The 23,516-nt window shown below is 66.6% G+C and carries 22 protein-coding genes; 15 read left to right on the top strand and 7 right to left on the bottom strand.

Annotated elements, in window-relative coordinates:
• Positions 1 to 33: 33 nt before the first annotated feature.
• From sufB to K32_RS08425, 9 genes are all read left to right on the top strand, one after another.
• Positions 34 to 1,509, top strand: coding sequence for a Fe-S cluster assembly protein SufB (gene sufB / locus K32_RS08385; RefSeq protein WP_201403579.1), 1,476 nt, complete (start codon positions 34 to 36; stop codon positions 1,507 to 1,509).
• A gap of 161 nt (positions 1,510 to 1,670) precedes the next feature.
• Entirely contained in the window at positions 1,671 to 2,420 is a 750-nt protein-coding gene (gene sufC / locus K32_RS08390; protein WP_201403580.1) for a Fe-S cluster assembly ATPase SufC, read from the top strand.
• 17 nt (positions 2,421 to 2,437) lie between these two features.
• Positions 2,438 to 3,751: a Fe-S cluster assembly protein SufD gene (sufD, locus tag K32_RS08395; protein WP_201403581.1), complete on the top strand. Its 1,314-nt coding sequence runs from the start codon at positions 2,438 to 2,440 to the stop codon at positions 3,749 to 3,751.
• Positions 3,748 to 4,980: a cysteine desulfurase gene (locus K32_RS08400; RefSeq protein WP_201403582.1), complete on the top strand. Its 1,233-nt coding sequence runs from the start codon at positions 3,748 to 3,750 to the stop codon at positions 4,978 to 4,980. The genes sufD and K32_RS08400 overlap by 4 nt, the downstream gene beginning before the upstream one ends.
• A gap of 9 nt (positions 4,981 to 4,989) precedes the next feature.
• Positions 4,990 to 5,391, top strand: coding sequence for an SUF system Fe-S cluster assembly protein (locus tag K32_RS08405; RefSeq protein ID WP_201403583.1), 402 nt, complete (start codon positions 4,990 to 4,992; stop codon positions 5,389 to 5,391).
• A gap of 14 nt (positions 5,392 to 5,405) precedes the next feature.
• Positions 5,406 to 5,858 carry a VOC family protein gene (locus tag K32_RS08410; RefSeq protein WP_201404413.1) on the top strand — a complete coding sequence of 151 codons (453 nt, stop codon included), beginning with the start codon at positions 5,406 to 5,408 and terminating at the stop codon, positions 5,856 to 5,858.
• A gap of 53 nt (positions 5,859 to 5,911) precedes the next feature.
• Positions 5,912 to 6,289, top strand: a complete 378-nt coding sequence (gene sufA / locus K32_RS08415) for a Fe-S cluster assembly scaffold SufA (protein ID WP_201403584.1) — start codon at positions 5,912 to 5,914, stop codon at positions 6,287 to 6,289.
• A gap of 123 nt (positions 6,290 to 6,412) precedes the next feature.
• Positions 6,413 to 7,078 (top strand): thiaminase II, encoded by a 666-nt coding sequence (gene tenA / locus K32_RS08420; protein ID WP_244669907.1) that lies wholly within the window; start codon positions 6,413 to 6,415, stop codon positions 7,076 to 7,078.
• An 8-nt stretch (positions 7,079 to 7,086) separates the two neighbouring features.
• Positions 7,087 to 7,437 carry a TfoX/Sxy family protein gene (locus K32_RS08425; protein WP_201403586.1) on the top strand — a complete coding sequence of 117 codons (351 nt, stop codon included), beginning with the start codon at positions 7,087 to 7,089 and terminating at the stop codon, positions 7,435 to 7,437.
• Between the two features lie 9 nt (positions 7,438 to 7,446).
• On the opposite strand, the gene K32_RS08430 is transcribed toward K32_RS08425, so the two are convergent.
• A complete protein-coding gene (locus K32_RS08430) occupies positions 7,447 to 8,217 on the bottom strand; it encodes a 2'-5' RNA ligase family protein (RefSeq protein WP_201403587.1) in 771 nt (256 codons plus the stop codon).
• Positions 8,218 to 8,425: 208 nt separating this feature from the next.
• Entirely contained in the window at positions 8,426 to 11,956 is a 3,531-nt protein-coding gene (locus tag K32_RS08435) for an acyl-[ACP]--phospholipid O-acyltransferase (RefSeq protein ID WP_201403588.1), read from the bottom strand.
• Positions 11,957 to 12,067: 111 nt separating this feature from the next.
• Here K32_RS08435 and K32_RS08440 point away from each other — a divergent pair, with 111 nt between their 5' ends.
• The gene (locus K32_RS08440) at positions 12,068 to 12,691 is read left to right on the top strand and encodes a TetR/AcrR family transcriptional regulator (protein WP_201403589.1); all 624 of its coding nucleotides are present in this window, start codon (positions 12,068 to 12,070) and stop codon (positions 12,689 to 12,691) included.
• Between the two features lie 6 nt (positions 12,692 to 12,697).
• On the opposite strand, the gene K32_RS08445 is transcribed toward K32_RS08440, so the two are convergent.
• Genes K32_RS08445 through K32_RS08455 form a run of 3 tightly spaced genes read right to left on the bottom strand, consistent with a single transcriptional unit; the run spans position 12,698 to position 14,420 of the window.
• On the bottom strand, positions 12,698 to 13,705 hold the full coding sequence (locus K32_RS08445; RefSeq protein ID WP_201403590.1) for a hypothetical protein: 1,008 nt from the start codon (positions 13,703 to 13,705) through the stop codon (positions 12,698 to 12,700).
• A complete protein-coding gene (locus K32_RS08450) occupies positions 13,705 to 14,133 on the bottom strand; it encodes a lasso peptide biosynthesis B2 protein (RefSeq protein ID WP_201403591.1) in 429 nt (142 codons plus the stop codon). Before K32_RS08450 ends, K32_RS08445 begins: the two co-directional genes overlap by 1 nt.
• Complete coding sequence (locus K32_RS08455) at positions 14,130 to 14,420, bottom strand: PqqD family protein (RefSeq protein WP_201403592.1); 291 nt, start codon at positions 14,418 to 14,420, stop codon at positions 14,130 to 14,132. Before K32_RS08455 ends, K32_RS08450 begins: the two co-directional genes overlap by 4 nt.
• Before the next feature lie 428 nt (positions 14,421 to 14,848).
• On the opposite strand from K32_RS08455, the gene K32_RS08460 reads away from it, so the two are divergent.
• Positions 14,849 to 15,901 carry a nucleotidyltransferase family protein gene (locus K32_RS08460; protein WP_201403593.1) on the top strand — a complete coding sequence of 351 codons (1,053 nt, stop codon included), beginning with the start codon at positions 14,849 to 14,851 and terminating at the stop codon, positions 15,899 to 15,901.
• A gap of 60 nt (positions 15,902 to 15,961) precedes the next feature.
• On the top strand, positions 15,962 to 16,639 hold the full coding sequence (locus K32_RS08465) for a Crp/Fnr family transcriptional regulator (protein ID WP_201403594.1): 678 nt from the start codon (positions 15,962 to 15,964) through the stop codon (positions 16,637 to 16,639).
• A gap of 51 nt (positions 16,640 to 16,690) precedes the next feature.
• On the opposite strand, the gene pgi is transcribed toward K32_RS08465, so the two are convergent.
• A complete protein-coding gene (gene pgi / locus K32_RS08470) occupies positions 16,691 to 18,307 on the bottom strand; it encodes a glucose-6-phosphate isomerase (protein WP_371813030.1) in 1,617 nt (538 codons plus the stop codon).
• Positions 18,308 to 18,563: 256 nt separating this feature from the next.
• Here pgi and K32_RS08475 point away from each other — a divergent pair, with 256 nt between their 5' ends.
• Positions 18,564 to 19,850: an ROK family protein gene (locus tag K32_RS08475; RefSeq protein ID WP_201403596.1), complete on the top strand. Its 1,287-nt coding sequence runs from the start codon at positions 18,564 to 18,566 to the stop codon at positions 19,848 to 19,850.
• Positions 19,851 to 19,875: 25 nt separating this feature from the next.
• Here K32_RS08475 and K32_RS08480 read toward each other — a convergent pair whose 3' ends face one another.
• A complete protein-coding gene (locus K32_RS08480) occupies positions 19,876 to 21,039 on the bottom strand; it encodes a pyridoxal phosphate-dependent aminotransferase (protein ID WP_201403597.1) in 1,164 nt (387 codons plus the stop codon).
• A 151-nt stretch (positions 21,040 to 21,190) separates the two neighbouring features.
• Between K32_RS08480 and K32_RS08485 the strand changes: the two genes are divergently transcribed.
• Together K32_RS08485 and K32_RS08490 are read left to right on the top strand one after the other, a co-directional pair.
• Positions 21,191 to 22,579, top strand: coding sequence for a M48 family metalloprotease (locus K32_RS08485; protein WP_244669908.1), 1,389 nt, complete (start codon positions 21,191 to 21,193; stop codon positions 22,577 to 22,579).
• Positions 22,580 to 22,640: 61 nt separating this feature from the next.
• Positions 22,641 to 23,396, top strand: coding sequence for a DsbA family protein (locus K32_RS08490; protein WP_201403598.1), 756 nt, complete (start codon positions 22,641 to 22,643; stop codon positions 23,394 to 23,396).
• Positions 23,397 to 23,516 lie beyond the last annotated feature (120 nt).

A 23,516-nucleotide genomic window follows, 5' to 3' on the forward strand; every position in this document is an offset into this window, starting at 1 on the left:
CGGTCCTTGAAACCGCTGTGGATGGAGTAGGCAATGCCTGCAGTTCAGGAGACAGTCGATCAGGTTCGCCAGATCGATGTCGATCAGTACAAATATGGTTTCGTGACCGATATCGAGTCCGAACGAGCCCCCAAGGGCCTTTCGGAGGATATCGTCCGCTACATCTCCGCCAAGAAGAACGAGCCGGAATGGATGCTCGAATGGCGGCTCGACGCCTATCGGCGCTGGCTGACCATGACGGAGCCGACCTGGTCGCGCGTCCAGTATCCGAAGATCGATTTCGAGGATCTCTATTACTATTCGGCGCCGAAGAGCACGGCCGGTCCGAAGTCGCTCGACGAGGTCGATCCCGAGCTCCTCGCCACCTATGAGAAGCTGGGCATCCCGCTGCGCGAGCGCGAGATCCTGGCCGGCGTCGAGGGCGCGGGCTCGCGCGTCGCCGTCGACGCGGTGTTCGATTCCGTCTCGGTCGTCACGACCTTCAAGGAAGAGCTGAAGAAGGCCGGCGTCATCTTCTGCGCCATTTCCGAGGCGATCCGCGAATATCCGGAGATCGTGAAGAAGTATCTCGGCTCCGTCGTGCCGACGACCGACAATTTCTACGCGACGCTGAACTCGGCTGTCTTCTCGGACGGCTCGTTCGTCTACATCCCCGAGGGCGTCCGCTGCCCGATGGAGCTGTCGACCTATTTCCGCATCAACGAGCGGAATACCGGCCAGTTCGAGCGCACGCTGATCATCGCCGAGAAGGGGGCCTACGTCTCCTATCTCGAAGGCTGCACGGCGCCGATGCGCGACGAGAACCAGCTGCATGCGGCTGTCGTCGAGCTGGTCGCCCAGGAAGACGCCGAGATCAAGTACTCGACCGTCCAGAACTGGTACCCGGGCGACAAGGACGGCAAGGGCGGCATCTACAACTTCGTGACCAAGCGCGGCGATTGCCGTGGCGACCGCTCGAAGATCTCGTGGACGCAGGTCGAGACCGGCTCGGCCATCACCTGGAAGTACCCGTCCTGCATCCTGCGCGGCGACGACAGCCAGGGCGAGTTCTATTCGATCGCGGTGTCGAACGGCTATCAGCAGGTCGATAGCGGCACCAAGATGATCCATCTCGGCAAGAACACGAAGAGCCGGATCATCTCGAAGGGCATCGCCGCCGGCCGCTCCGACAACACCTATCGCGGCCTCGTCTCGGCGCACCGCAAGGCGTCGGGCGCGCGCAATTTCACCAATTGCGACAGCCTGCTGATCGGCGACAAGTGCGGCGCGCACACCGTGCCCTACATCGAATCGAAGAACGCCAGCGCGGTCTTCGAGCATGAGGCGACGACGTCGAAGATCGCCGACGACCAGCTGTTCTATTGCCTCCAGCGCGGGCTTTCGTCCGAGGAGGCCGTGGCGCTGATCGTCAACGGTTTCGTCAAGGACGTCATCCAGCAGCTGCCGATGGAATTCGCGGTCGAGGCCCAGAAGCTGATCTCGATCAGCCTCGAAGGGTCGGTCGGCTAAGCCATACCTTGCCTGAACCTCCCCCGCCGGGGGGAGGCCGAAACCGGCGCAGCCGGTTTCGGGAAGGGGGCGCTTCGATCGCCCGTGACCTTCCCGGAACGCCGTCGGCGCTTCGGCCACCCCGGAACGGTTCAAGGCGCAGAATTGAACGGAACAACGATATGCTCGAGATCAAGAACCTCCACGCCTCCATCGACGGCAAGGAGATCCTGCGCGGCGTCGATCTGGTCGTCCCGACCGGCGAAGTCCACGCGATCATGGGGCCGAACGGCTCCGGCAAGTCGACGCTCTCCTACGTGCTGGCCGGCCGCGACGGCTATGACGTCACCGATGGCGAGATCATCTTCGACGGCGAGAACATCGTCGAGACCGCGGCCGAGGATCGCGCCTCGGCAGGCGTCTTCCTCGCCTTCCAGTACCCGCTGGAGATCCCCGGCGTCGCCACCATGACCTTCCTGAAGGCCGCCCTCAACGCCCAGCGCAAGGCGCGCGGCGAGGCCGAGCTGACCACGCCGGACTTCATGCGCCGCGTGAAGACCGCGTCGGAAAAGCTGAACGTGACTCAGGAAATGCTTCGCCGTCCGCTCAATGTCGGCTTCTCCGGCGGCGAGAAGAAGCGCAACGAGATCCTGCAGATGGCGCTGCTCGAGCCGAAGCTCGCCATCCTCGACGAGACGGATTCGGGCCTCGACATCGACGCCCTGCGCATCGTCTCGGAGGGCGTCAACGCGCTCCGTTCGCCGGATCGCTCGATGCTCGTCATCACCCACTACCAGCGCCTGCTCGACCACATCGTCCCCGACAAGGTGCATGTGATGTCGGCCGGCCGCATCGTCCGCACCGGCGGTCCGGAGCTGGCGCTCGAGCTGGAAGCCAAGGGCTACGCCGACTACGTCGACGAGCCGGTTTGAGCGGGGGAGTGGCATCGATGAACGCCGAGCCGCGCATCCTGCGCACACAGGCTGAAGATACGCTGGCGCTGGAATTCGCCGCCGCCCGCACCGATCTGCCGGGTTCGCCGGCGATCGCCGCGGCGCGCGAGGCCGCCTTCGTCGCCTTCCAGCAGCTGGGCCTGCCGCATCGCCGCACCGAGCCCTGGCGCTATACCGACCTGCGCGCCCTGCTCAGGACCATTCCGCCGCTGGCGAATGGCCATGGCGCAGAGCCCGTCTCGCTGGCGGATCCGCTCCCGGGTCTCGATCGCGCGCGCCTCGTCGTGCTCGATGGCGTGTTCCGTCCGGATCTCTCCGATCTCGCAGGGCTCGACGGCGTGACCGTCCGACCGCTGGTCGAGCTGCTCCGCGCCGGCGACGCCTCGATCGGCCGTGAGATCGCGACGCTCAAGGACGCCGTCGTCTCGCTGAACACGGCGCTGATGACCGGCGGCGTCGTCATCGACGTTCCCGCCGGCGCGAAGATCGAGCGCGCGATCGAGATCGCGCATTGGACCAGCTCGGCCGTCGCCTCGCATGTCCGCAACATCGTCACCATCGGCGCGGAAGCCTCCGCCCGGATCCTCGAGACGCATGTCGGACCGGCGGATACCGCATACCAGGCGAATGTCGTCACCGAGGTTTCGGTCGGCGATCGCGCCAAGGCGGTCTGGGCCAAGCTGCAGACGGAAGGCGCCGCCGCCGTCCATCTCGGCACGCTCGCCGTTTCGATCGGCACGGAGACCGAGTTCGATCATCTCACCCTGATGACCGGCGCCGCGATCTCGCGCGCGCAGAGCTTCGTCACCTATACCGGCGAGAACGCCCGCGCGGGCCTCTTCGGCGCGACGATGGTGCGCGGCAAGCAGCATGCCGACATCGCGCTCGGCGTCGATCACGCCGTGCCGAACGGCTCCAGCCGCGAGCTGTTCAAGGCCGTGATGGACGGCCGCGCCGAAGGCGTCTTCCAGGGCCGCATCGTGGTTCGCCCCGATGCGCAGAAGACCGACGGCCGGATGATGACGCAGGGCCTGCTCCTCTCCGAGGACGCCTCGTTCTTCGCCAAGCCGGAGCTCGAGATCTTCGCCGACGACGTCCAGTGCGCGCATGGCGCGACCAGCGGCGAGATCGACGAGGACATCCTGTTCTACCTGCTCTCGCGCGGCATTCCGCGTCCCGAGGCCGAGACCCTGCTGGTGACGGCATTCCTGGCCGAGGCGATCGAGGGCCTCGGCGACGAAGCGATCGGCGACGCCTTCGAGGCGATCGCCCGCGAGTGGCTGGCAACGCGTGGACAAGAAGCAGCATGAGCGATTTGGGCGCCTATGACGTTCAGGCGATACGGCGGGACTTTCCGATCCTTTCGAGGACCGTGCATGGCAAGCCGCTCGTCTATCTCGACAACGGCGCCTCCGCGCAGAAGCCGCAGGCGATGCTGGACGCGGTGGTGAAGGCCTATTCGGAAGAATACGCCAACGTCCATCGCGGCCTGCACTATCTCTCCAACGTCGCGACCGACGCCTATGAGGCGTCGCGCGAGACCGTCCGGCGTTTCCTGAATGCCGGCTCGGTCGACGAGATCATCTTCACGCGCTCCTCGACCGAGGCGATCAACCTCGTCGCCGCGTCGCTCGGCCAGATGGAGATCGGGGAGGGCGACGAGATCATCCTCTCGATCCTCGAGCACCACTCGAACATCGTGCCCTGGCATTTCCTGCGCGAGCGCAAGGGCGCGGTGATCAAGTGGGCGCCGATCGCCGATGACGGCACGTTCCTCATCGACGAATTCGAGAAGCTGATCACGCCGAAGACCAAGATCGTCGCGATCACCCACATGTCGAACGTCACCGGCACGGTGGTGCCGATCAAGGACGTGATCCGCATCGCCCACGCGCATGGCGTCAAGGTGCTGGTCGATGGCAGCCAGGGCGCCGTGCACCTGCCGGTCGACGTCCGCGATCTCGACGCCGATTTCTACTGCGTCACCGGCCACAAGCTCTACGGCCCGACCGGCATCGGCGTGCTCTATGCCAAGAAGGCGCTGCTCGAGGTGATGCCGCCCTTCCTCGGCGGTGGCGAGATGATCCGCGACGTCACCGAGGACAACGTCACCTATGGCGTGCCGCCGCACCGCTTCGAGGCCGGCACGCCGCCGATCGTCCAGGCGATCGGCCTCGGCGCGTCGCTCAACTACATCGAGGGCATCGGCCGCGACCGCATCCTCGCGCATGAGGAGCGGCTGCGCGACTATGCAACGGAACGGCTTTCGGCGATCAACAGCCTGAAGATCTTCGGCACGACGAAGAACAAGGGCGCGATCATCTCGTTCGAGATGGCGGGCGCGCACGCGCATGACGTCTCGACCATCATCGACCGCGAGGGCGTCGCCGTCCGCGCCGGAACCCACTGCGCCCAGCCGCTCTTGCAGCGCTTCGGCGTGACCTCCACATGTCGGGCGTCGTTCGGTCTCTACAACACGCTGGACGAAGTCGATCGCCTTGCCGATGCGCTGGTCAAGGCGCATGCTTTCTTCGCATGAGGATCTGAAATGGACGATGCCACGCTGACCCGCGAAGAGACCGTCGACGCCGAGGGCCCGGAGACGACGCCGGTCGTCGCCGGCTCGGCTATCCCGGCCGAGGAGCTGGAGCGGCTCACCGGCGACATCATCGCCGCGCTGAAGACCGTCTACGATCCCGAGATCCCGGCCGACATCTACGAGCTCGGCCTGATCTACAAGATCGACGTCGACGACGACCGCAACATCGCGATCGAGATGACGCTGACGGCGCCGGGCTGCCCGGTCGCCGGCGAGATGCCGGGCTGGGTCGAGAACGCCGTCGGCGCCGTTCCGGGCGTCGGCCGCGTCGACGTCACCATGACCTTCGATCCGCCCTGGTCGCAGGACCGGATGTCGGACGAGGCGCGCGTCGCGCTCGACTGGTACTGAGGTCCGCCGTGAGCATGGCGCCGCCGATCACCGGGATTCTGGAAACGGCGATCTATGTCGACGACATAAAGCGCGCCGCCGCCTTCTATCGCGACATTCTCGGCCTGAAGGCGATGATCGCGGACGACCGCCTCGTCGCCTTCGACGCGGGGCCGGCGAGCGTGCTGCTCCTGTTCCGGCGCGGCGCGACCTTGCAGGACGTGCACCTGCCGGGCGGCACGATCCCGGCGCATGACAGCAGCGGCCCCTATCATTTCGCGCTGCGCATCCCCAAGGGCCAGCTCGACGCCTGGCGCGATCATCTGGTCGCCAAGGGCGTCGTCATCACCGCCGAAATGCGCTGGCCGCAGGGCGGCGAGAGCCTCTATTTCAATGACCCGGACGGGCATGTCGTCGAGCTGGCGACGCCCGGCATCTGGTCGAACGATCTCGATCTGCCCGCAAGTGCCTTGCAGAACGGGATCTGAAGGCCGATCTTAGGGCCGGAAGGGCGCTTCGCGCCGCGAATTGGAGATATGCCATGGGCGTCCGTTCACGCTTCGCCGTGATGACCCTGACCGAGGCCGCCGCCGAGCGGATCCGCGAGATCGTCGAGGATTCCGACGAGCCGGTGCTGGGCCTGCGCATCGGCGTCAAGAAGGGCGGCTGCGCCGGCATGGAATACACCATGAAGCCGGTCGCCGAGCCCGACCCGAAGGACGAGCGCATCGAGGGCCATGGCGCCACCGTGTTCGTCGATCCGGCCGCCGTGCTCTACCTGCTCGGCACCGTGATGGATTTCGAGACCACCAAGCTCCGTTCCGGCTTCGTCTTCAAGAACCCGAACGAGGTCTCGGCCTGCGGCTGCGGCGAGTCCGTCATGCTGAAGCCGGCCGAGGCGTCGGCCACCGCCGGCTGAGCGCTAACGCGACGCTACCGTTCGGTTGACGGGACGGCGGGGTGTTAACCCGGCCGTTAACCCGTCGCGGGCGGCTGCGTCTCTCCCCGACTTCCCTGCCATTCCCGCCCGATGGAGACCGGTTTGCCGAGCCTGTTCGAACGCCTGAAATCCGACGCGAAGGCCGACTGGGAGGCCTATGTCCGCCATCCCTTCGTCCTCGGCCTCGGCGACGGATCGCTCCCGAAGGCGTCGTTCCAGCACTATCTGGTGCAGGACTATCTGTTTCTGATCGAGTTCGCCCGCGCCTATGCGATCGGCGTCTACAAGGCGCCGAACCCGCTCGAGATGCGCAAGGCCTCGGCCGGCATGCACGCGATCCTCGACGAGACCAGCCTGCATCTGAAGCTCTGCGCCGAATGGGGCCTTTCGCGGGAAGCCGTTGAGAACACGGCGGAATCGCGTGCGACGGTCGCCTATACGCGCTTCGTGCAGGAGGCGGGCCTGCGCGGCGACATGCTCGATTTGGTCGTTGCGCTGTCGCCCTGCGTCGTCGGTTACGCCGAGATCGGGACGGCGCTGGCCGCGTCCGGAACGGGCCTCGACGACGCCAATCCCTATGCCGCCTGGATCCGCGAATATGCCGGCGAGGGCTATCAGGACGTGGCGCGGCAGAGCCTTGCCCAGATCGACCGTCTCGCGGCATTGTCGATGACCGAGGCGCGCTATCCGCGCCTGCTGGAGATCTTCCGCCAGGCCGTCCGCCTGGAGGCCGATTTCTGGCAGATGGGCCTCGATATCGCCGACTGAGGAACCCGATGAACGCCGATCTCGACTACCTCGCGGAACTGTTCGAACCGGTCGGAAATGTCCGGATTCGCCGCATGTTCGGCGGCCTCGGCTTCTTCCGCGACGGGCTGATGTTCGGCATCTGGCAGGACGAGGTGATCTATCTGAAGGTCGACGACGTCACCCGCGCGGCCTTCGAGGCGGAGGGCTGCGGGCCCTTCGTCTATGGCTCGAAGAACGGCCGCGATACGTCGCTTAGCTATTATCGGATGCCGGAGCGCCTGCTCGACGACACCGACGAACTGCGCCACTGGGCGCTGGCGGCGATCGACGTCGCCGTCCGGGCGAACGCCGCCAAGTCGTTGAAAAAGCGGAAGTAACGCGCGCTGTCAGGGCGAGAGCGGGATCGCCTTCAGCTCCTTCCTCGCCGTACCGAAGGTACCGAGCTGGTAGACGGAGGCGCCCGTCGCCTGGAAGGTGAACGGCTCGAACGGCTCGGCCAGCATCTTCTTCAGATAGCTTTCCCTCGCGACGCCGATCGTTACGTGCGGATTGAATTTCTCGCCCGCGGCATCTGTGACAAAGTCGTCGACATAGTCGATCAGGGATTTCTGGATGTCGTGGCCGCGGACCCGGCTGAAGAACGCGGCCGGGGTCCCTGTTTTGACCGTAAAGGGCGTGACGGCCTTGATGAGCTCATCCTGCAGCCGATGCAGATCGTCCGTCGGTTCGACGACGATGCCGGCCAGTCCAACCGGTGGCGACGGGATATAGTAGTATTTTATCGCCTTCAGCGTCCAGGTCGTCGGCTTCTCCTTGCTGAGGACCGCTTCCGCCGCCGCATAGACCTTGTCGAGATCGTCGGTGCGGACGAATTGCTGCAGAAGCGTAACGTGCGGATGGTGCGTCGCGTCGAGCGCAAAACCCTTCGGGAAGGATTTCAGCAGGCGCGCGTTGGCGTCCTTCGCATGCTGAAGCATGGTCGCGTCAGGTTCGAGCGCGATGTCGATCGCCGTCACAGAATCGGGTTTCGCGACGGCGCTGTGGTTCGTCCCGAGCGCCAGCGCCAGCCCGAGGCCGGCCGCCAGACCGGCCAGGATCAGGGCAGGCGCGCGCCGGGGGCGCCTCTCGGCTACGGGAAAGCTCTCGGCATTCCTCATCGCTCTTCTCCCGCCATTGTTGCAGATCCGCAGGCGGGTTGTGCCTGCGCCTGAGAAGAATGGGCGCAGACAAAGCGTTTCAAGGCGCTTCACGCAATCGTTTGGGAGGGGGCTGCTACAACCTCCGAAGCAAGACCCTCACCCAACCCTCTCCCGCAAGCGGGCGAGGGCTTTTCCGCCGGCGGACTTCATTGAAGCCTGCGTACGTCTATCCGCTGGCCTCCGCGGCGACACCCTCTCCCGCTTGCGGGAGAGGGTTGGGGTGAGGGACTTTGGACCTCAGCGCCAGTTCCGCCACCGCCGTGTTGTCGACCTTGCCGGAGCCGAGCAACGGTAGTCTTTCCACGAAGACCAGGGCGCGCGGCAGCATGATCTCCGACAGGCCGCGGCTTCGGACGAAGCGCTGGAACTCCGCGAGGTCGGCGTCGGGCCGCTCGGTCACCAGCACGATCTCCTCGCCCTTGCGCTCATGCGGCACGGCCGCCGCCGCCGTGGCGTGGTGCGGCCAGAATTCGCTGGCGAGCGCCTCGATCGATGCCAGCGACACCATCTCGCCGCCGAGCTTGGCGAAGCGCTTGGCGCGGCCGGAGATGGTGATGAAGCCGTCGTCGATCGTGACGATGTCGCCGGTGTCGTACCAGCCGTCGACCGGCGGCTCGAGTTGCCCGGGCGCCTCGGCGCGGTAGTAGCCGCGCATGACGTTGGCGCCGCGAACCAACAGCTTGCCGCCTTCCTCAATGCCGGCGACCGGCTCCAGTTTCGTCTCGATGCCCGGCAGCGCTCGACCGACCGAGCCGGGGCGGTTCGCCATCGGCGTGTTGATCGCGATGACCGGCGCGGTCTCGGTCGTGCCATAGCCTTCCAGCAGGCGGATACCGAACTTTTCCGCCCAGACGCGGCGTGTCTCGGGCTTCACCCGCTCGGCGCCGGCGAAGACGTAGCGGATCGAATAAAAGTCATAGGGGTGCGCCATGCGGGCATAGCCGGCGAGGAAGGTGTCGGTCCCGAACATGATGGTCGCGTTCACGTCATAGGCCATCTCCGGCACGATCCGGTAGTGCAGCGGCGACGGATAGAGCATCTGGCGGACGCCGGAGAAGAGCGGCAGCAGGCAGCCCGCCGTCAGGCCGAAAGCGTGGAACAGCGGCAGCGCGTTGAGGACGACGTCCTCGCCGGAGAAGTCGACCACGCTCGCGATCTGCTGGCGGTTCGCCTGGATGGCGTGATGGCTGAGCGAGACACCCTTCGGCGTGCCTTCCGAGCCCGAGGTGAAGAGCACGACGGCCTCGGCCTCCGGATCGGTCGGGCGCTGGAAGGCGACACGGCTCAGGAAGCGCGGCGCGACGCCGCCCGCCATGGCGAAGAGCTTGCGACTGAGGCCGATCTCGCCGCGTAGATCCTCCAGATAGACGATGCGGGCCCGTTCGCCGAGCGTGTCGATCAGCGGCTGCAGGCGGCCCTTCTCGATGAACTGGCGCGAGGTCAGCACGAGATTCACCTCCGCCGCGCGACAGGCGGCGTCGACCGAGGCCGGCCCGGCGGAGAAATTGAGCATGGCCGGGATGCGGCCGGTGACCTGCAGTGCGAAGAAGGTGACGACGGCGGCGGTCGTGTTGGGGAGCAACACGCCGACCCGTTCGCCCGGCGCGCTCATCGCGGCGAAGGATTTGCCGAGCGCGAAGGCGCCGCGAAGGATGGCGGTGTAGCCCACGGGGTTCCGCGTGACGTCCTCGATCAGCGGCCGCTTGCCGTTGATGTGGCGGGCGCGGATCAGGCCGTCGAACAGCGTCTCGGCCGCCGGGCTGGTCTCGTAGACCATCTCGGTCATGATCGCCTGCAGATGATGGCCGGCTTCATGCCGGCGCTTGCGCCCGACCAGGCCCGGCGTCAGTTCGATCCGGCGCGGTGGCAGGACCGTCATCGAAATCTCGGGGAACAGCCGCTGCCGCACCTTGCCCTTCAAGCGCGAGAAGATCGTGTACTGCGCGCCGTCGATGCGGACCGGGATGATCGGCACGTCGGAGAGCGCGGCGATCATCGCGGGGCCGTCATAGACCTTCATCAGCGCGCCGGTGACGGTGATGCGCCCCTCCGGGAAGATCACCAACCGGCGGCCTTCCTTGACCAGCTTCACCATCTTGCGGACGGTAAAGGGGCTGGTCGGATCGACAGGCACAAGGTCGAAGAACAGAAAGGCTGGCTTCACCCACCAACGGGTGGCGATGTATTTATTGATCGCGAAGACGGGCTTGCCCGGCAGCATGCAGCCGATCAGCACCGCGTCGATGAAGGAGGTGTGGTTGACGACCACCACGGCGGCGTCGTCGCCCTCGCCATAGTGCTCCAGGCCCTTCACGCGGGCGCGGAAGAGGATCTGCATCAGCCGATGGCCGATGGCCTTGATCAGCTCGTCCGGCACGAATTTGAGGCAGATGACGGCTGCCACGACATTGGCGAGGCCGAGCCAGAACAGGAGCTGCAGCGTCGTGACGCCCGCTGCCAGCAGTCCGGCGGCGAGGCCCGTGCCGATCACCATCAGCGCCGAGTTCATGATGTTGTTGCCGGCGATCGCGGCCGAGCGCTCGCGCTCGTCGGCGCGCGACTGCAGCAGCGCATAGAGCGGCACGGTGAAGAGGCCGCCGCCGAAGGCGACGCCGACGAGGTCGACGAGAACGCGGATGCCGGCCCAGGAGGTGATGAAGGCGCCGAAATCGAGCGCGCCGCCGGCGCCGACCGCGCCGAGCGCGGTGGCGGCATGCGACAGGTCGACCATGAAGGCGGCCATGACGAGCGCGCCGATCGGCGTATGCCGGGCCGAGATACGGCCGGCGAGCAGTTTTGACGTCGCGGCCGAGCCGAGCGCGATGCCGACCACGAAGGCGGCGACCAGCAAATTGGCGACGATCTCGTCGACCTTCAGCGTCGATTTCGCGAAGTCGGGGAAGACCGACATCACGATCAGGCCGATCATCCAGAACCACGAGATGCCGGAGACGGCCAGGAAGAGGGTCCGCTTGCGACGGATGGCGGCGAACGCGTCGCGGCTCGATCCGAACAGCGAGAATTGGAAACGCCCGGCGCCGGGAGCCGGCGGCGCGGACGGCACGAAGAAGGCGGCGATCGCGCCGACAAGCGCGACGGAGACGAGGCCGACGATCGCGATCCACTTGCCGCCGAGGCCGACGGTCAAGCCGCCGAACAGCGTGCCGAGCAGGATGGCGACGAAGGTCGAGCCCTCGAACAGCGCATTGGCGGCGACGAGGCGGTCGCGGCTGACGAGCTGCGGCAGGATCGAATATTTGGCCGGGCCGAAGATGGTCGACTGCACGGCGTAGAAGAACATGCCGAGCAGCGCCAGCGGCGCCGAATGGATCATGATGGCGTAGGCGGAAAGCAGGGCGAGGCCGACCTCGGCAAGTCGCGTCCAGCGCACCACCAGCTTCTTGTCGACCGTGTCGGAGAGCCGGCCCGAGACGCCCGAGAACAGGAAGAAGGGCAGCATGAACACCGCGCCGCCCAGCGTCACCGCCACCTGCGGCGACAGGCCGAACAGCTCGGCGCCGCCATAGGCCACCATGAAGCCGAAGGCGCTCTTCAGCGCGTTGTCGGCGAAGGCGCCGAACCACTGCACGATGAAGAGAGGCAGGAAGCCGGGCGTCTTCAGCAGCGGCGGCGAGCCGACGCGAGACGCGGAAAGGGGCGGGGCGTCCGCCGGCGGGGTCTGGGTGGAGGCATCCATGGCGTCAAACCTCAGCCTGTTCGCGGCATCTCGCAAGCCGCTTTAATTGAACGATGTTCAATTGAATAGCAGTGTTTTGAACGATGTTCAATATGTGCTATCGAGGGGACAGTGACGACGATCTCTCCTGACGGGAAGGGCAGCGAATTCATGGCACGGCGCAGCGACCACGCTCCGGACGAGCTCAAGCGCCTGGCGCTCGACGCGGCGCGGGCCATCGCGGCGGAGGAGGGGCTGCGCGGCCTGACGGTGCGCCGTGTCGCCGAGCGGATCGGCTACGCCCCCGGCACGATCTACAATCTCTTCGCCAATCTCGACGACCTGATCGTGCAGCTGAACGGCATGACGCTCGACGCGCTGGCGGTCGAGCTCGGCGCGGCCGCCGACGCGGCCCCGCGCGAGCGTCCGAAGCGGCTGGTGGAGGCCTATTTCGATTTCGTCGAAAGCCGGCCGCGCCTCTGGAGCATGCTGTTCGAGCATCGGCTGCCGGAAGGCGCGGAGCTGCCGGACTGGTACCGGCCGAAGTTGGCGGCCCTGATCTCTCTGGTCGCCGAGGCGCTCGGGCCGCTGATGCCGGAGAGGACGGCGGAGGCGCGACAGGACGCGACGGTCACCATGTGGGCCGGCCTGCACGGCATCTCGACGCTGGCGGTATCCGCCAAGCTGACGCTCGTCGCCGAGACGGAGCCGCGCCGGCTCGGCCATCTGCTCGTCGACCGGATGCTCGGCGGCTGAGCCGGCTCAGGCTTCGGCAGTCGCCGGTTCGCGGACGATACCCAAAGCGGCGTCGAAGGCCGCGGCGATCGAATGCGGGTCGCTGCCCGCGTCGAGCTGGAACACAGGCGTGGTCGAGACCAGCTTGGTCAGCAGCCGGAACAGCGCCTGCTGCGGGCGCGGAACGCCGTCGGAAAGGATGCCGATATTGTCGGTCAGGATCACCGACAGCGCATCCGCCTTGCTGATTGGCCTGACCCGGGCCGGGCCTTCCGAACGGGGGCCGACCACCACGATCGCCGCCGTCCGGTAGCTCTTTCTCGGATCGGGCAGCGGCATCATCGCCGCGAGCGCCTCGCGCGTTAGCCCCGCCTCGTCCTCGTCGCCGCTAAACGCGCCGAGATGCGGCAGGAGCTCGGGGAACATCGCGGCGGTTCGGCGCTGAACCTTCAGCGCGCGCGGCAGGCCCCAGGCGAGGATGTCGCTACCCTCCTGGCGCAGGACCACGACATCGTCGCCGAGATGCGCGTAGCCGGAGAGCGCCAGCGCCAGCGAGGTCGTCGTCTTGCCAAAGCCGCTCGGCGCGAACAGCAGCACGAGTTCGTCCCGGCCCGGCGGCATCAGCGAGCCGGCATGGATGGTCAGCAGGCCATGGTCGCGGATGATGGTGTCGAGCAGGATCACCGGCGCCATCGAATAGAAGGGGTTCTCGGCGCTGGCGAGGACCTCGACGCGCGTCACCGGCTCCCCGCTTTTCTCAAGGATCGCCACCTGGCCAGGAATGCGGAGCTGTTGCTCGTCGCCGTCGCGGCTGAACTCCGCATAGGTGCCGTCGATCAGATCGCCGCCCCAGATGACCGTGCCGCGCGTGGCGATGTCGTCGCCCTCGACGGTGGTGAGGATGACCTCATGCTGGACGGGGCCGTCCTCCGCCTCGAACAGCTTGAGTTGCGGCAGGGCCTGGTCGCCGCGCGCATCGGGATCGGCGACGAGGCTGAAGGCGAGGCCGGGGATCTCATAGCGTTTCCGAAGCATCAGGCGGGTCCGGCGCGGTTCTGTTCGGTGAAGATCGTCACCATGGTGGGCTCGGGCGGGTTCAGGATGGGCATGCCGACCGCCGACACCCAGCAATGGGCGGAGAGCTTCGCCTTGCCGATGCTGGTGCGGTCAACGCCGAAATGGATGGTGGCCGGGATACCGGCGAGCGTCAGGAAACGGTAGGCGAGAATGCCCTCGCGCAGGCACCGCCGGTCGCGCATCAGCCAAGGGCGGCGGCCCGCCTTCTTGGCGCGCGTGCCGATATAGGCCGATCGCAGCCCCGCATAGCGCCGGCTGGCGCCCGCGTGGGCGATCCGCAGGATATCGGAGAAATCGCGCGACTTGCGGCAGCGAAACGGCAGGGTCTTGGCCCAGAACCACATCTCGGCCCGGAATTTCGCACGCAGGAGCAGGTTCGGCGTCACGGGTTGCGTACGATCAGGCCTTCGCTGGCCAGCTGGTCGGCGAGCACGGCCATGTCGTCGCGCAGCACGGCGGCCTCGACCTCGAATACCTTCTCGAGTTCGACGAGGATGCCGGCGAAGTCCCGTTCGCCATCGACCGCGGCAAGGAAGGCCGCCGTCGTGTCGTTGCAGGTGAAGAGCTGGCCCGAGGTGATGTCGAGAAGCACGCCGCCTTCGCCATCGCCGAGCGGCTGGAAGCTGGTGTTCTCGTGCAGGGCAAAAACGGTCCCCGGCTCCAGGCTCGACATGCTGAATCCCCCAGTGGTGTGGTTGCCTTCGATAGCGGAACGCCGCGTCAAGGAAAAGGGGGCGGCGGTCGGGTCGAAGCTCGGCGTTTTCGTCGAGGCTAGGGGCCGCGGCTGCTGCTAAGGCATTGACCGTGAAGCGTCATTCGGTCGGATTTCGCAGGCAAATTGCAATGAATGCTTATTGATTTGAGAGCTGATTATGCGAAGATTTACGAGCGGCCGGAACCACTGAAGCGCGAGCCCGCTGCCACGATGGTGGCGGCGTTCTCCAACCTGCCGGACGGATCACAATTTTCCTTATTCCGTGGGACCGTGCACGCGGTTCCGCATCCTGAATTCCATCTCCTGAGCGTCGCGACGGCATCCTTGATGTCGGTAAGCGGTGCGAGGCGCTGGTCGTCAGCGACCAACCGTAGACCGAGGATTTCATGTCTGTCAGCGAGACCGATGGCGCGAGCCTGGAAGCCACCGGAACGCCGCGCCGCCTGTCGCGCCCGGATGCCCGTCTGCTGATCGCGCTGGCCGATCCCGAATCGGAGTTCGCCCCGCCGCCGCTCTCCGCCGAGCGGGCGCAATTGCTGCTGTCCCAGGCCGAGCGGCACGGCGTGCTGCCCGCCGCGCTCCGGAAGCTGCGTCCGGCCCTGTCGACGCCGGAACTGACGCCGGTTCGCGATCACTTCTCGACGCGCTACCAGGGCGGCGTCGCCTTCAACATGCAGCTTGCAGCCTACGCCAAGCGGCTTCGGACGGCGCTGGCCGCGGCCGGCGCGCCGGCGCTCCTCATCAAGGGACAGGACTTCGCCGAGAACATCTATCCCGATGCGCTGCTGCGCCCGACCAGCGACATCGACTTGATCGTGCCGCTCGAGCGGCTGGACGAGGTCGAGGCGGTCGCGGCGCAGGCGGGCTTCGCGCTCTACCCGGAGCAGCGCGACGACGAGCAGCAGGAGCGCAAGTGGATCCATGTCCGCCATCCGACGCTGATGCTGGAGATCCAGGGAAATCTGGTGCACGCGCCGGGACTTCGATCCGTGCTGTCGCTCGGCTTCGCGGAGCTCTGCCCGGATGGCGACGTCGCCGCCGCGGCCCGGCCCTCGACGCGCCTCGCCATCGCCGGCGTGCATGCCGCGAGCTCGCACCATTTCGAGCTGCTGCGCCTCGTCGTCGACGTGCTCCAGGCCGCCCGGCGGCTCAAGGGGGCGCAGGAGGAGCAGGCGCTGCAGGATCTCGTCAATCGCTCCGGCATTCGCCTGGCGCTGGTCGCGGCCCTCGATCTCGCCGACAGGCTCTATGACGACGCGTCCTGCCGCGCGATCGCCACGGCGCTTTCGCCCGTCCGGTTCCGGCGCGCCGCTCGCCTCCTGATCGACGAACGCGTCGTCATGGCGATGGAAACGGAGGAGCGGGCGCTGCAATCCTGGCGCCGCTCGCTGTTCCGCGAGCTCCTGAAGCGAGGCGCCAAGCGGCCTCGCTCGTCATGAGACGATTTGAATGCTATCGATTGAACTAGCCAACGGGCGCATCGTCGACGGAGGGCAGGGGTGCAGGTCGCTGAAATCGTATCCTGGCTCGGGCGAACGAGCTTTTTCAATGGTCTGGAGAAGGACGACATCACGCGCCTGGCGCAGATCGCCCGCGTCTCGACCGTCCCTGCCGACACGTTGCTGTTCTCGCAAGGCGATGAATCCGACGGCCTTTATTCGGTCGTCGAGGGTATCGTCCGCATCTTCCTGACCGCCGACGACAGCCGCGAGCTGACGATCCAGCTGTTCGAGGAAGGCGAGGTGATCGGCGAGATCTCGCTGATCGACGGTTTGCCGCGCAGCGCCGGCGCCGCGACGCTGACCGAGGCGAGGCTGATCTTCCTGCCTCGCCAGCCGTTCCTCAATCTGCTGGACAGTTCCAGCCAGCTGCAGCGGCAGATCATCTTGAGCCTCTGCGAGAGGCTGCGTCACACCAACGAGCAGGTCAATCGGGCCGTCTTTTCGGATCTGCGCCACCGGCTGCTGGTGCTGCTGCGCCAGCTCGCGCTCATCCATGGCCGGATCGAGCGGGACATCGCCGTCGTCGAGCTCGACATGACGCAGGGAACGCTGGCCCAGATGCTGGGCGCGAGCCGCGAGGCCGTGAACAAGCAGATCCGCGCCCTGATCAAGGAGGGGCGTCTCTCTGTCGAGGGCCATCGCATCGTCGTGCACCGGTCCGCGCGCGAAGCCTGAAAGCCGATTGAACTCCGGCGCCGTCGGAACGGCGCCGGAGGATTCTTGCGCTTACTTGAGCTGGGCTGCGGCCTTGATCAGGCCGGCCGTCGAGGAATCGCGGCTGTCGGCCGAGACCTTGCCTTCGACCATCGGCAGCAATTGCACCGCGAGCTGCTTGCCGAGCTCGACGCCCCACTGGTCATAGGAATCGATGCCCCAGATCGCGCCCTGCACGAAGACCTGATGCTCGTAGAGGGCGATCAGGCGGCCGAGCGTGTAGGGATCGAGCGTCTTGTAGAGGATCGTGTTCGACGGGCGGTTGCCCGGGAAGGTCTTGTGCGGCGCGAGCCGCTCGACTTCCGTCGGCACTTTGCCTTCGGCGGCGAGCTCGGCCCGAGCTTCGTCGGTGGTGCGACCGCGCATCAGCGCCTCTGTCTGCGCGAAGCAGTTGGCGAGGAGCAGCGCGTGGTGGACGCCGTCTTTCTCATGCGCGTTCGCGGCGATCAGGAAATCGCAGGGGATGACGTCGGTGCCCTGATGGATCAGCTGGTAGAAGGCGTGCTGGCCGTTGGTGCCGGGCTCGCCCCAGACGAGCGGGCCGGTCGCCAGCGTCACCGGCGCGCCCTCGAGGGTGACGCGCTTGCCGTTCGATTCCATGTCGAGCTGCTGGAGATAGGCTGCGAAGCGCTCCAGGCGCTGGTCGTAGGGCAGGACCGCCTTGGCCGGAAAGCCGAGCACGTTGCGGTTCCAGATGCCGATCAGCGCCAGAATGACCGGCAGGTTGCGGTCGAGCGGCGCGGTGCGGAAGTGCTGGTCCATGTCATGCGCGCCGGCCAGGAAGTCGCGGAAGTTCTTCGAGCCGATGGCGATCATCACCGGCAGGCCGATCGCCGACCAGACGGAGTAGCGGCCGCCGACCCAGTCCCAGAAGCCGAAGGCGCGTGCCGTGTCGATGCCGAAGGCGCTGACCTTGTCGAGCGCGGTCGACTGGGCGGCGAAATGCGCACCGACCGCTTCCTCGCCGAGCGCCTCGACGATCCAGCGGCGCGCGGTGGCGGCGTTGGTCATCGTCTCGATCGTCGTGAAGGTCTTCGAGGCGACGAGGAACAGGGTCGTGGCCGGGTCGAGCTTGGCCAGCGTGTCGTGGATATGCGCGCCGTCGACGTTGGAGACGAAATGCAGGCGCGGGCCGTCGTGATAGGGGCTGAGCGCCCGCGTCACCATGGCCGGGCCGAGATCCGAACCGCCGATCCCGATGTTGACGACGTCGGTGAAGCGGCCGCCGACGCCGGCGATCGAGCCGTCGCGCACGCCTTCGGCGAAGGCCGTCATGGCGTCGAGCACGGAATGGACGTCCTCGACGACGTTCACGCCGTCGACCAGATAGGTCTCGCCGGCCTGGGCGCGCAGCGCCACATGCAGCACGGCGCGGTTCTCGGTGACGTTGATCTTCTCGCCGGCGAACATAGCGTCGCGACGCTCCTCGACGCCGGCGACACGCGCCAGATCGAGCAGCCCGACGACGGCGGCGGCGTCGATCCGGTTCTTCGAATAGTCGAGCAGCAGATCGTCGACGGTGAGCGAAAGACGGCTGAAGCGCGCCGGATCACTCGCGAACATGTCGCGCATGGTCTGGGCTTCGACGCGGTCGCGGTGGCCGCGAAGGGTCGAGAATGCGCTGGTGATGGCAGCCGCCGTAGCGGCGGTTCGGGCGACGGTCATAAGGGGGCGTCCTTCGAAGCGATGAGCCTACGGGGCCGTGACGGAATACGACGCCGCCGTCGTGCCGGCAAGACCACGCTAGGGAAGCCCCGGCAAATAGGTCCGGACAGCCACGCGATATTTTTCCCGAATATGCTAGGTTTCGGAACTTGCGAAGGCCCGATGCATATTCCTTGGAAATCAATTATCGATACGTGATCGTGCGGCCTGGGAGAGAATCGTGCAGAGCAAAGCCGACACAGAACTCGTGCGTCGCCAGAACAGGGGCCTCGTTCTCGGGGCGGTTCGGCGGGCCGGTCCATTGGCGCGTGTCGAACTGGGTCGGGAGACCGGCCTCAGCCCTGCTACCATCTCCGCCATTACCGGCGATCTTCTCGCCGAGCACATTCTCGTTACCGCGAGCCTGGATGAGCGGGCTGAGCGGCCGCTGGGGCGCGGGCGGCCGCGCGTCGCGCTGACGCTGAACGAGGAGGCCGCCTATGTGCTGGGCGTCAAGGTCTCGCTCAACACGGTGACGCTTCTCCTCAGCAACTATGCCGGCCACCTGCAGGATCGCAGTCGATACGCGGTCGCGACCGTCGGGCCGGATTCGACCGACTTCGTCCCGCGCCTGATCGAAATCATTCGCGGCTATCTGGTCGATCGCGGCATCGAGCCGTCCAGAGTGTCGGAAATCTCGATCGCCATTCCGGGCACCACCGACGAGACCACCGGCACGCTCCTATGGAGCCCGACGGTCAACGTCGATGTCGGCGCTATACCGGGGCCGGTCGCCGAGGCCGTCGGCATCCGCGCCTCGATGACCAACGACGTCAACGTGATGGCGCAGGCGCTCAATTCGCGCGATCCCGTCCGCTTCGGCGGCACCTTCGCGGTGATCTTCATCGCCTATGGCGTCGGCATGGGGCTCTATATCGACGGCAAGCTGTTCACCGGCGCCTATGGCTCCGGCGCCGAATTCGGCCATGTCAACCACATGCCGGGCGGCGCGCTCTGCCGGTGCGGCCGGCGCGGCTGCGTCGAGGCCTATGTGGCCGACTACGCCATTTATCGTGCGGTGGAGAACCTGCCGCCGGACGAGCCGCCGACCGAGATCGATCCCGATGCCGAGACGATGCGCAAGCTCGAGGAGCGCGCACGCGCCGGCGAGGATCGCGTCCGCATGGCCTATCATCAGGCGGGACTGGCGCTTGGCTTCGGCCTGTCGCGGCTGGTCGCGCTGCTCAATCCGCAGCGCGTGGCGCTCACGGGGCGCGGCGTCGCCGGCTTCGACCTGATGGAGGCGGGCTTCAAGGCCGGGCTGGAAGAGGGGCTGGTGAGTGAGCTGGCCCGCATGACCGAGATCGAGGTTTTCTCGGCCGAGGACGATCTCGTCGATGTCGGCATCCTGGCCGGCGCCATGCAGCGGCTCGACCGCGAGGTTTTTGCCAGCTCCGACCACGAGCCGGTCACGCCCGGCCGTCCCATCGCCGCCCACGCCCAGCCCCTGCTGGGCGCCAAGGCCTGAATACCGGAAGGCCTGAATTCCCGGCTCAGGCGAGCCAGTGTTCGAGGCGCTCGGCCGCCTCGGCGATTTCCGTCGTCGCGCCGGCGAAGGAGAAGCGGATATGGCTGTGCCCGTGGATGCGGTCGAAATCCGCGCCCGGCGTCGCCGAGATCCCGGCTTCGGCCAGCATCCTCTGCGCGAAGTCGGCTGAATCGTTCGAGAAGCGCCGCACGGACGCGTAGATGTAGAAGGCGCCGTCGACCGGGAAATAGTCGTCGAAACCGAGCTTCGGCAGCTTGTTGAGCAGCAGGCGGCGGTTGGCGGCGTAGCCGGCCTTGATGATCTCGAGTTCTTCCGTGGCGTCGAACGCGGCGATCGCCGCGCGCTGCGACAGGTCCGGCGCCGAGATGTAGAGGCTCTGGCCGATCCGCTCGACCGGACGCACCAGGATCTCGGGCAGCACCATCCAGCCGATGCGCCAGCCCGTCATGCAGTAGTATTTCGAGAACGAGTTGATGACGATGGCGCGGTCGCTCGTTTTCAGCGCCGTCTCGGCAACGCCGTCATAAACGAGGCCGTGATAGATCTCGTCCGAGATGAAGCGGATGCCGAGATCGTCGGCCGCGCGGACGAGGGCGGCGAGCGCCTCCGGCGTCATCATCGTGCCGGTCGGGTTGCCGGGGCTTGCGACGAGAATGCCGGCGAGCGGCGTTTCCGCATGGACCGTCTCGAGCATGGCCGGCGTGATCGCGTGCCGCGTCTCGGGAGACGTCTCGATCTCGATTACTTCGAGGCCGAGCGCGGCGAGGATGTTGCGATAGGCAGGGTAGCCGGGCGAGGCGATCGCGACGCGGTCGCCGGGATCGAACGCCGCCAGGAAGGCGAGGTTGAAGCCGGCCGACGAACCCGTGGTGATCGCGATCCGCGACGCCGGTACGTCCACGCCGTGGGTGTCGGAATAGTACTGCGCGATCCGTTGCCGCAGCGCCCGCGACCCCAGCGCCTCGGTATAGCCGATGCGGCCCTGGTCGAGCGCGGCGCGGGCGGCGTCCAGCACGGCGCGCGGCGCCGAGGCGCCGGGTTCGCCGATCTCCATCCGGATGATCCGTTCGCCCTTGGCGATCCGGTCGAAGGCCGCCGTCATGACGTCCATCGCGATGAACGGGGCGACCGCGCTGCGGCGCGACGGCGGACGATCAGAAGCTGTCATGGCGCGCGGGTTCCATCTCGGGATGAAAAGTCTTGCTATCGCCCCATTTTCTGCGCATCCGTCCAAGGGGGATGCCGCTGGCCGGCGACGGCGTGAGCGGCTTCAATACAATCCGGCAGCCTTCAGGGGAAGGCTGGAGAGGGAGGGGCGGGTGTTGAAATCAGCGCAGCGGATGATGCGGGGGCTCGTGGGCGGTATCGTCGGCGCTGTTCTTCTGAGCCCGTTGGCGAGTGGCCCCGTCGCCGCGCAATCGAGGCCGGCGCTGGTTCGCGACGCGGAAACGGAAGCGCTGATCCAGGACTATCTGCGGCCGATCTTCAAGGCGGCGGGCCTGCGGTCGTCGTCGGTCGAGCTCTATCTGGTCAACAGCCCCGCCTTCAACGCCTTCGTCGCCTCGGGCGACAAGATCTTCGTCAATACCGGCGCGATCATCGATTCGAAGACGCCGAACGAACTGATCGGCGTTTTGGCGCATGAGACCGGCCATCTCGCCGGCAATCACCAGATCCAGCTGCGCCAGCAGCTCGAGACCGCCAAGACCATGGCGATGATCGGCAGTGTCGTCGGCATGGGCGCGGCGATCGCCGGCGCCGCCAGCGGCTCGGGCGACGCGGCGCGCGCCGGTGGCGGCATCGCCATGGGCTCGGGCGAGCTCGTGCGGCGCGGGCTGCTCTCCTACCAGCGGGGCGAGGAAATGGCGGCCGACCGGTCGGCGCTCGAATATCTGGACAAGACGGGCCAGTCGGCCAAGGGCATGATCACGACGTTCGAGCGCTTCGCCGACAACACGCTGTATTCAAGCCGCGGCACCAATCCCTATCTGCAGAGCCATCCGCTGCCGAACGAGCGCATCGACCTGATCCAGGGCGCGGCCAAGAAGAGCAAGTTCTACAACGCCAAGGATTCGCCGGAACTGCAGGCGCGCCACGACATGGTGCGCGCCAAGCTCTCGGCGTTCTCCGAGGATTCGATGCTGGTGGTGCGGCGCTATCCGCCGGGCGACACCTCGATGCCCGCCCAGTATGCCCGCGCCATCCTGGCCTATCGCACCGGCAATTCTCGCAACGCCTTGGACCAGATCAGCGCGCTGATCCGGGCGAGGCCGAACAATCCCTATTTCTATGAGCTCCAGGGCCAGGTGCTGCTCGAGAGCGGCCGGGCCAAGGAAGCCGTCGCTCCATTGCGCAAGGCGGTCGCGTCGCAGCCGAAATCGGGCCTTCTGCGCATCATGCTGGGCCAGGCGCTGGTTGAGCTGGGGGACAAGAAATCGGTCGACGAGGCGGTCAAGAACCTGACCATCGGCCTGCAGACGGACCCCGACATGCCGATCGGCTATCGCAGCCTGGCGCGCGCCTATGCCCTGAGGGGCGACGTGGCCATGGCTGATCTCGCCACCGCGCAGGGCGAATTCGCCGAGGGCAAGTTCGCCTCGGCCAAGGCGCGTGCCAAGCGGGCGCAGAGCCAGTTCAAGACGGGTTCGCCGGCCTGGCTTCGCGCCGACGATATCGTATCCTATACACCGCCTCCGAAGAGCAAATGATCCCATCCACCCATCGAACGCCGCACGCTATCTTCTCGATGGGCCCAAATAGGTGACTACAATGCCGAGACTGTTCCTTGCCGCGGCGTTCGCCGCCCTGACGCTTGCGACGGCTCCCGTCCAGGCCGCCAGCTTCTCCGAAAGCCAGCGCTCCGAGATCGGGGACGTGGTCAAGGAGTATCTCATGCAGCATCCGGAAGTGATCCGCGATGCGATGGAAGAGCTGCAGCGTAAGCAGGAGGCGGCGGAAGCCGAGGCCCGCCGCACGGGCGTCTCGAAATATGCCGACCAGCTGTTCAACTCGAAGCGCCACGTCGTGCTGGGCAATCCGGAAGGCGACGTCACGCTGGTCGAGTTCTTCGATTACAACTGCGGCTACTGCAAGCGCGCGCATGCCGACATGGAGAAGCTGCTCGACGAGGACAAGGGGCTGCGCGTCATCCTGAAGGAGTTCCCCGTGCTCGGGCAGGGCTCCGAGGAAGCGGCGCAGGTCGCCGTCGTCGTCAACAAGATCGCGCCCGACAAGTATCGCGCCTTCTTCGACGAGCTGCTGATGAGCCGCGGCGCCGTCGACGGCGCGCGGGCGCTGGCGGTGGCAGCCGATCTCGGTCTCGACAAGGCCGCAATCCAGGCGCAGCTGAAGGACCCGGAAGTGGGCGCGACCATCAACGAGTCGTATGCGCTGGCGCAGGCGCTCGGCATCAACGGCACGCCGTCCTACGTCCTGCAGAACGATGTCGTCATCGGCGCCGTCGGCTATGACGCGCTGAAGTCGAAGATCAAATCGGTGAGGGAATGCGGCGCCACAAGCTGCTGACCGCTTGGACAAGAATCATGGGACACTACCCCCGAGGCGAAAGCTTCGGGGCTTTTCCTTTATTGTTTGACCCCCTATAACCGGCCAACCTCGCCGCAAGGGCCTGTCCTTGCATGGCCC

Source organism: Kaistia sp. 32K, assembly GCF_016629525.1.
Taxonomy (GTDB): Bacteria; Pseudomonadota; Alphaproteobacteria; order Rhizobiales; family Kaistiaceae; genus Kaistia.

Bases quoted from the DNA above. Each gene is read 5' to 3' on its own strand.
- sufB (WP_201403579.1), top strand. From the start codon at position 34: ATGCCTGCAGTTCAGGAGACAGTCGATCAGGTTCGCCAGATCGATGTC.
- sufC (WP_201403580.1), top strand. From the start codon at position 1,671: ATGCTCGAGATCAAGAACCTCCACGCCTCCATCGACGGCAAGGAGATC.
- sufD (WP_201403581.1), top strand. From the start codon at position 2,438: ATGAACGCCGAGCCGCGCATCCTGCGCACACAGGCTGAAGATACGCTG.
- K32_RS08400 (WP_201403582.1), top strand. From the start codon at position 3,748: ATGAGCGATTTGGGCGCCTATGACGTTCAGGCGATACGGCGGGACTTT.
- K32_RS08405 (WP_201403583.1), top strand. From the start codon at position 4,990: ATGGACGATGCCACGCTGACCCGCGAAGAGACCGTCGACGCCGAGGGC.
- K32_RS08410 (WP_201404413.1), top strand. From the start codon at position 5,406: ATGGCGCCGCCGATCACCGGGATTCTGGAAACGGCGATCTATGTCGAC.
- sufA (WP_201403584.1), top strand. From the start codon at position 5,912: ATGGGCGTCCGTTCACGCTTCGCCGTGATGACCCTGACCGAGGCCGCC.
- K32_RS08425 (WP_201403586.1), top strand. From the start codon at position 7,087: ATGAACGCCGATCTCGACTACCTCGCGGAACTGTTCGAACCGGTCGGA.
- K32_RS08430 (WP_201403587.1), bottom strand. From the start codon at position 8,217: ATGAGGAATGCCGAGAGCTTTCCCGTAGCCGAGAGGCGCCCCCGGCGC.
- K32_RS08435 (WP_201403588.1), bottom strand. From the start codon at position 11,956: ATGGATGCCTCCACCCAGACCCCGCCGGCGGACGCCCCGCCCCTTTCC.
- K32_RS08445 (WP_201403590.1), bottom strand. From the start codon at position 13,705: ATGCTTCGGAAACGCTATGAGATCCCCGGCCTCGCCTTCAGCCTCGTC.
- K32_RS08455 (WP_201403592.1), bottom strand. From the start codon at position 14,420: ATGTCGAGCCTGGAGCCGGGGACCGTTTTTGCCCTGCACGAGAACACC.
- K32_RS08460 (WP_201403593.1), top strand. From the start codon at position 14,849: ATGTCTGTCAGCGAGACCGATGGCGCGAGCCTGGAAGCCACCGGAACG.
- K32_RS08480 (WP_201403597.1), bottom strand. From the start codon at position 21,039: ATGACAGCTTCTGATCGTCCGCCGTCGCGCCGCAGCGCGGTCGCCCCG.
- K32_RS08490 (WP_201403598.1), top strand. From the start codon at position 22,641: ATGCCGAGACTGTTCCTTGCCGCGGCGTTCGCCGCCCTGACGCTTGCG.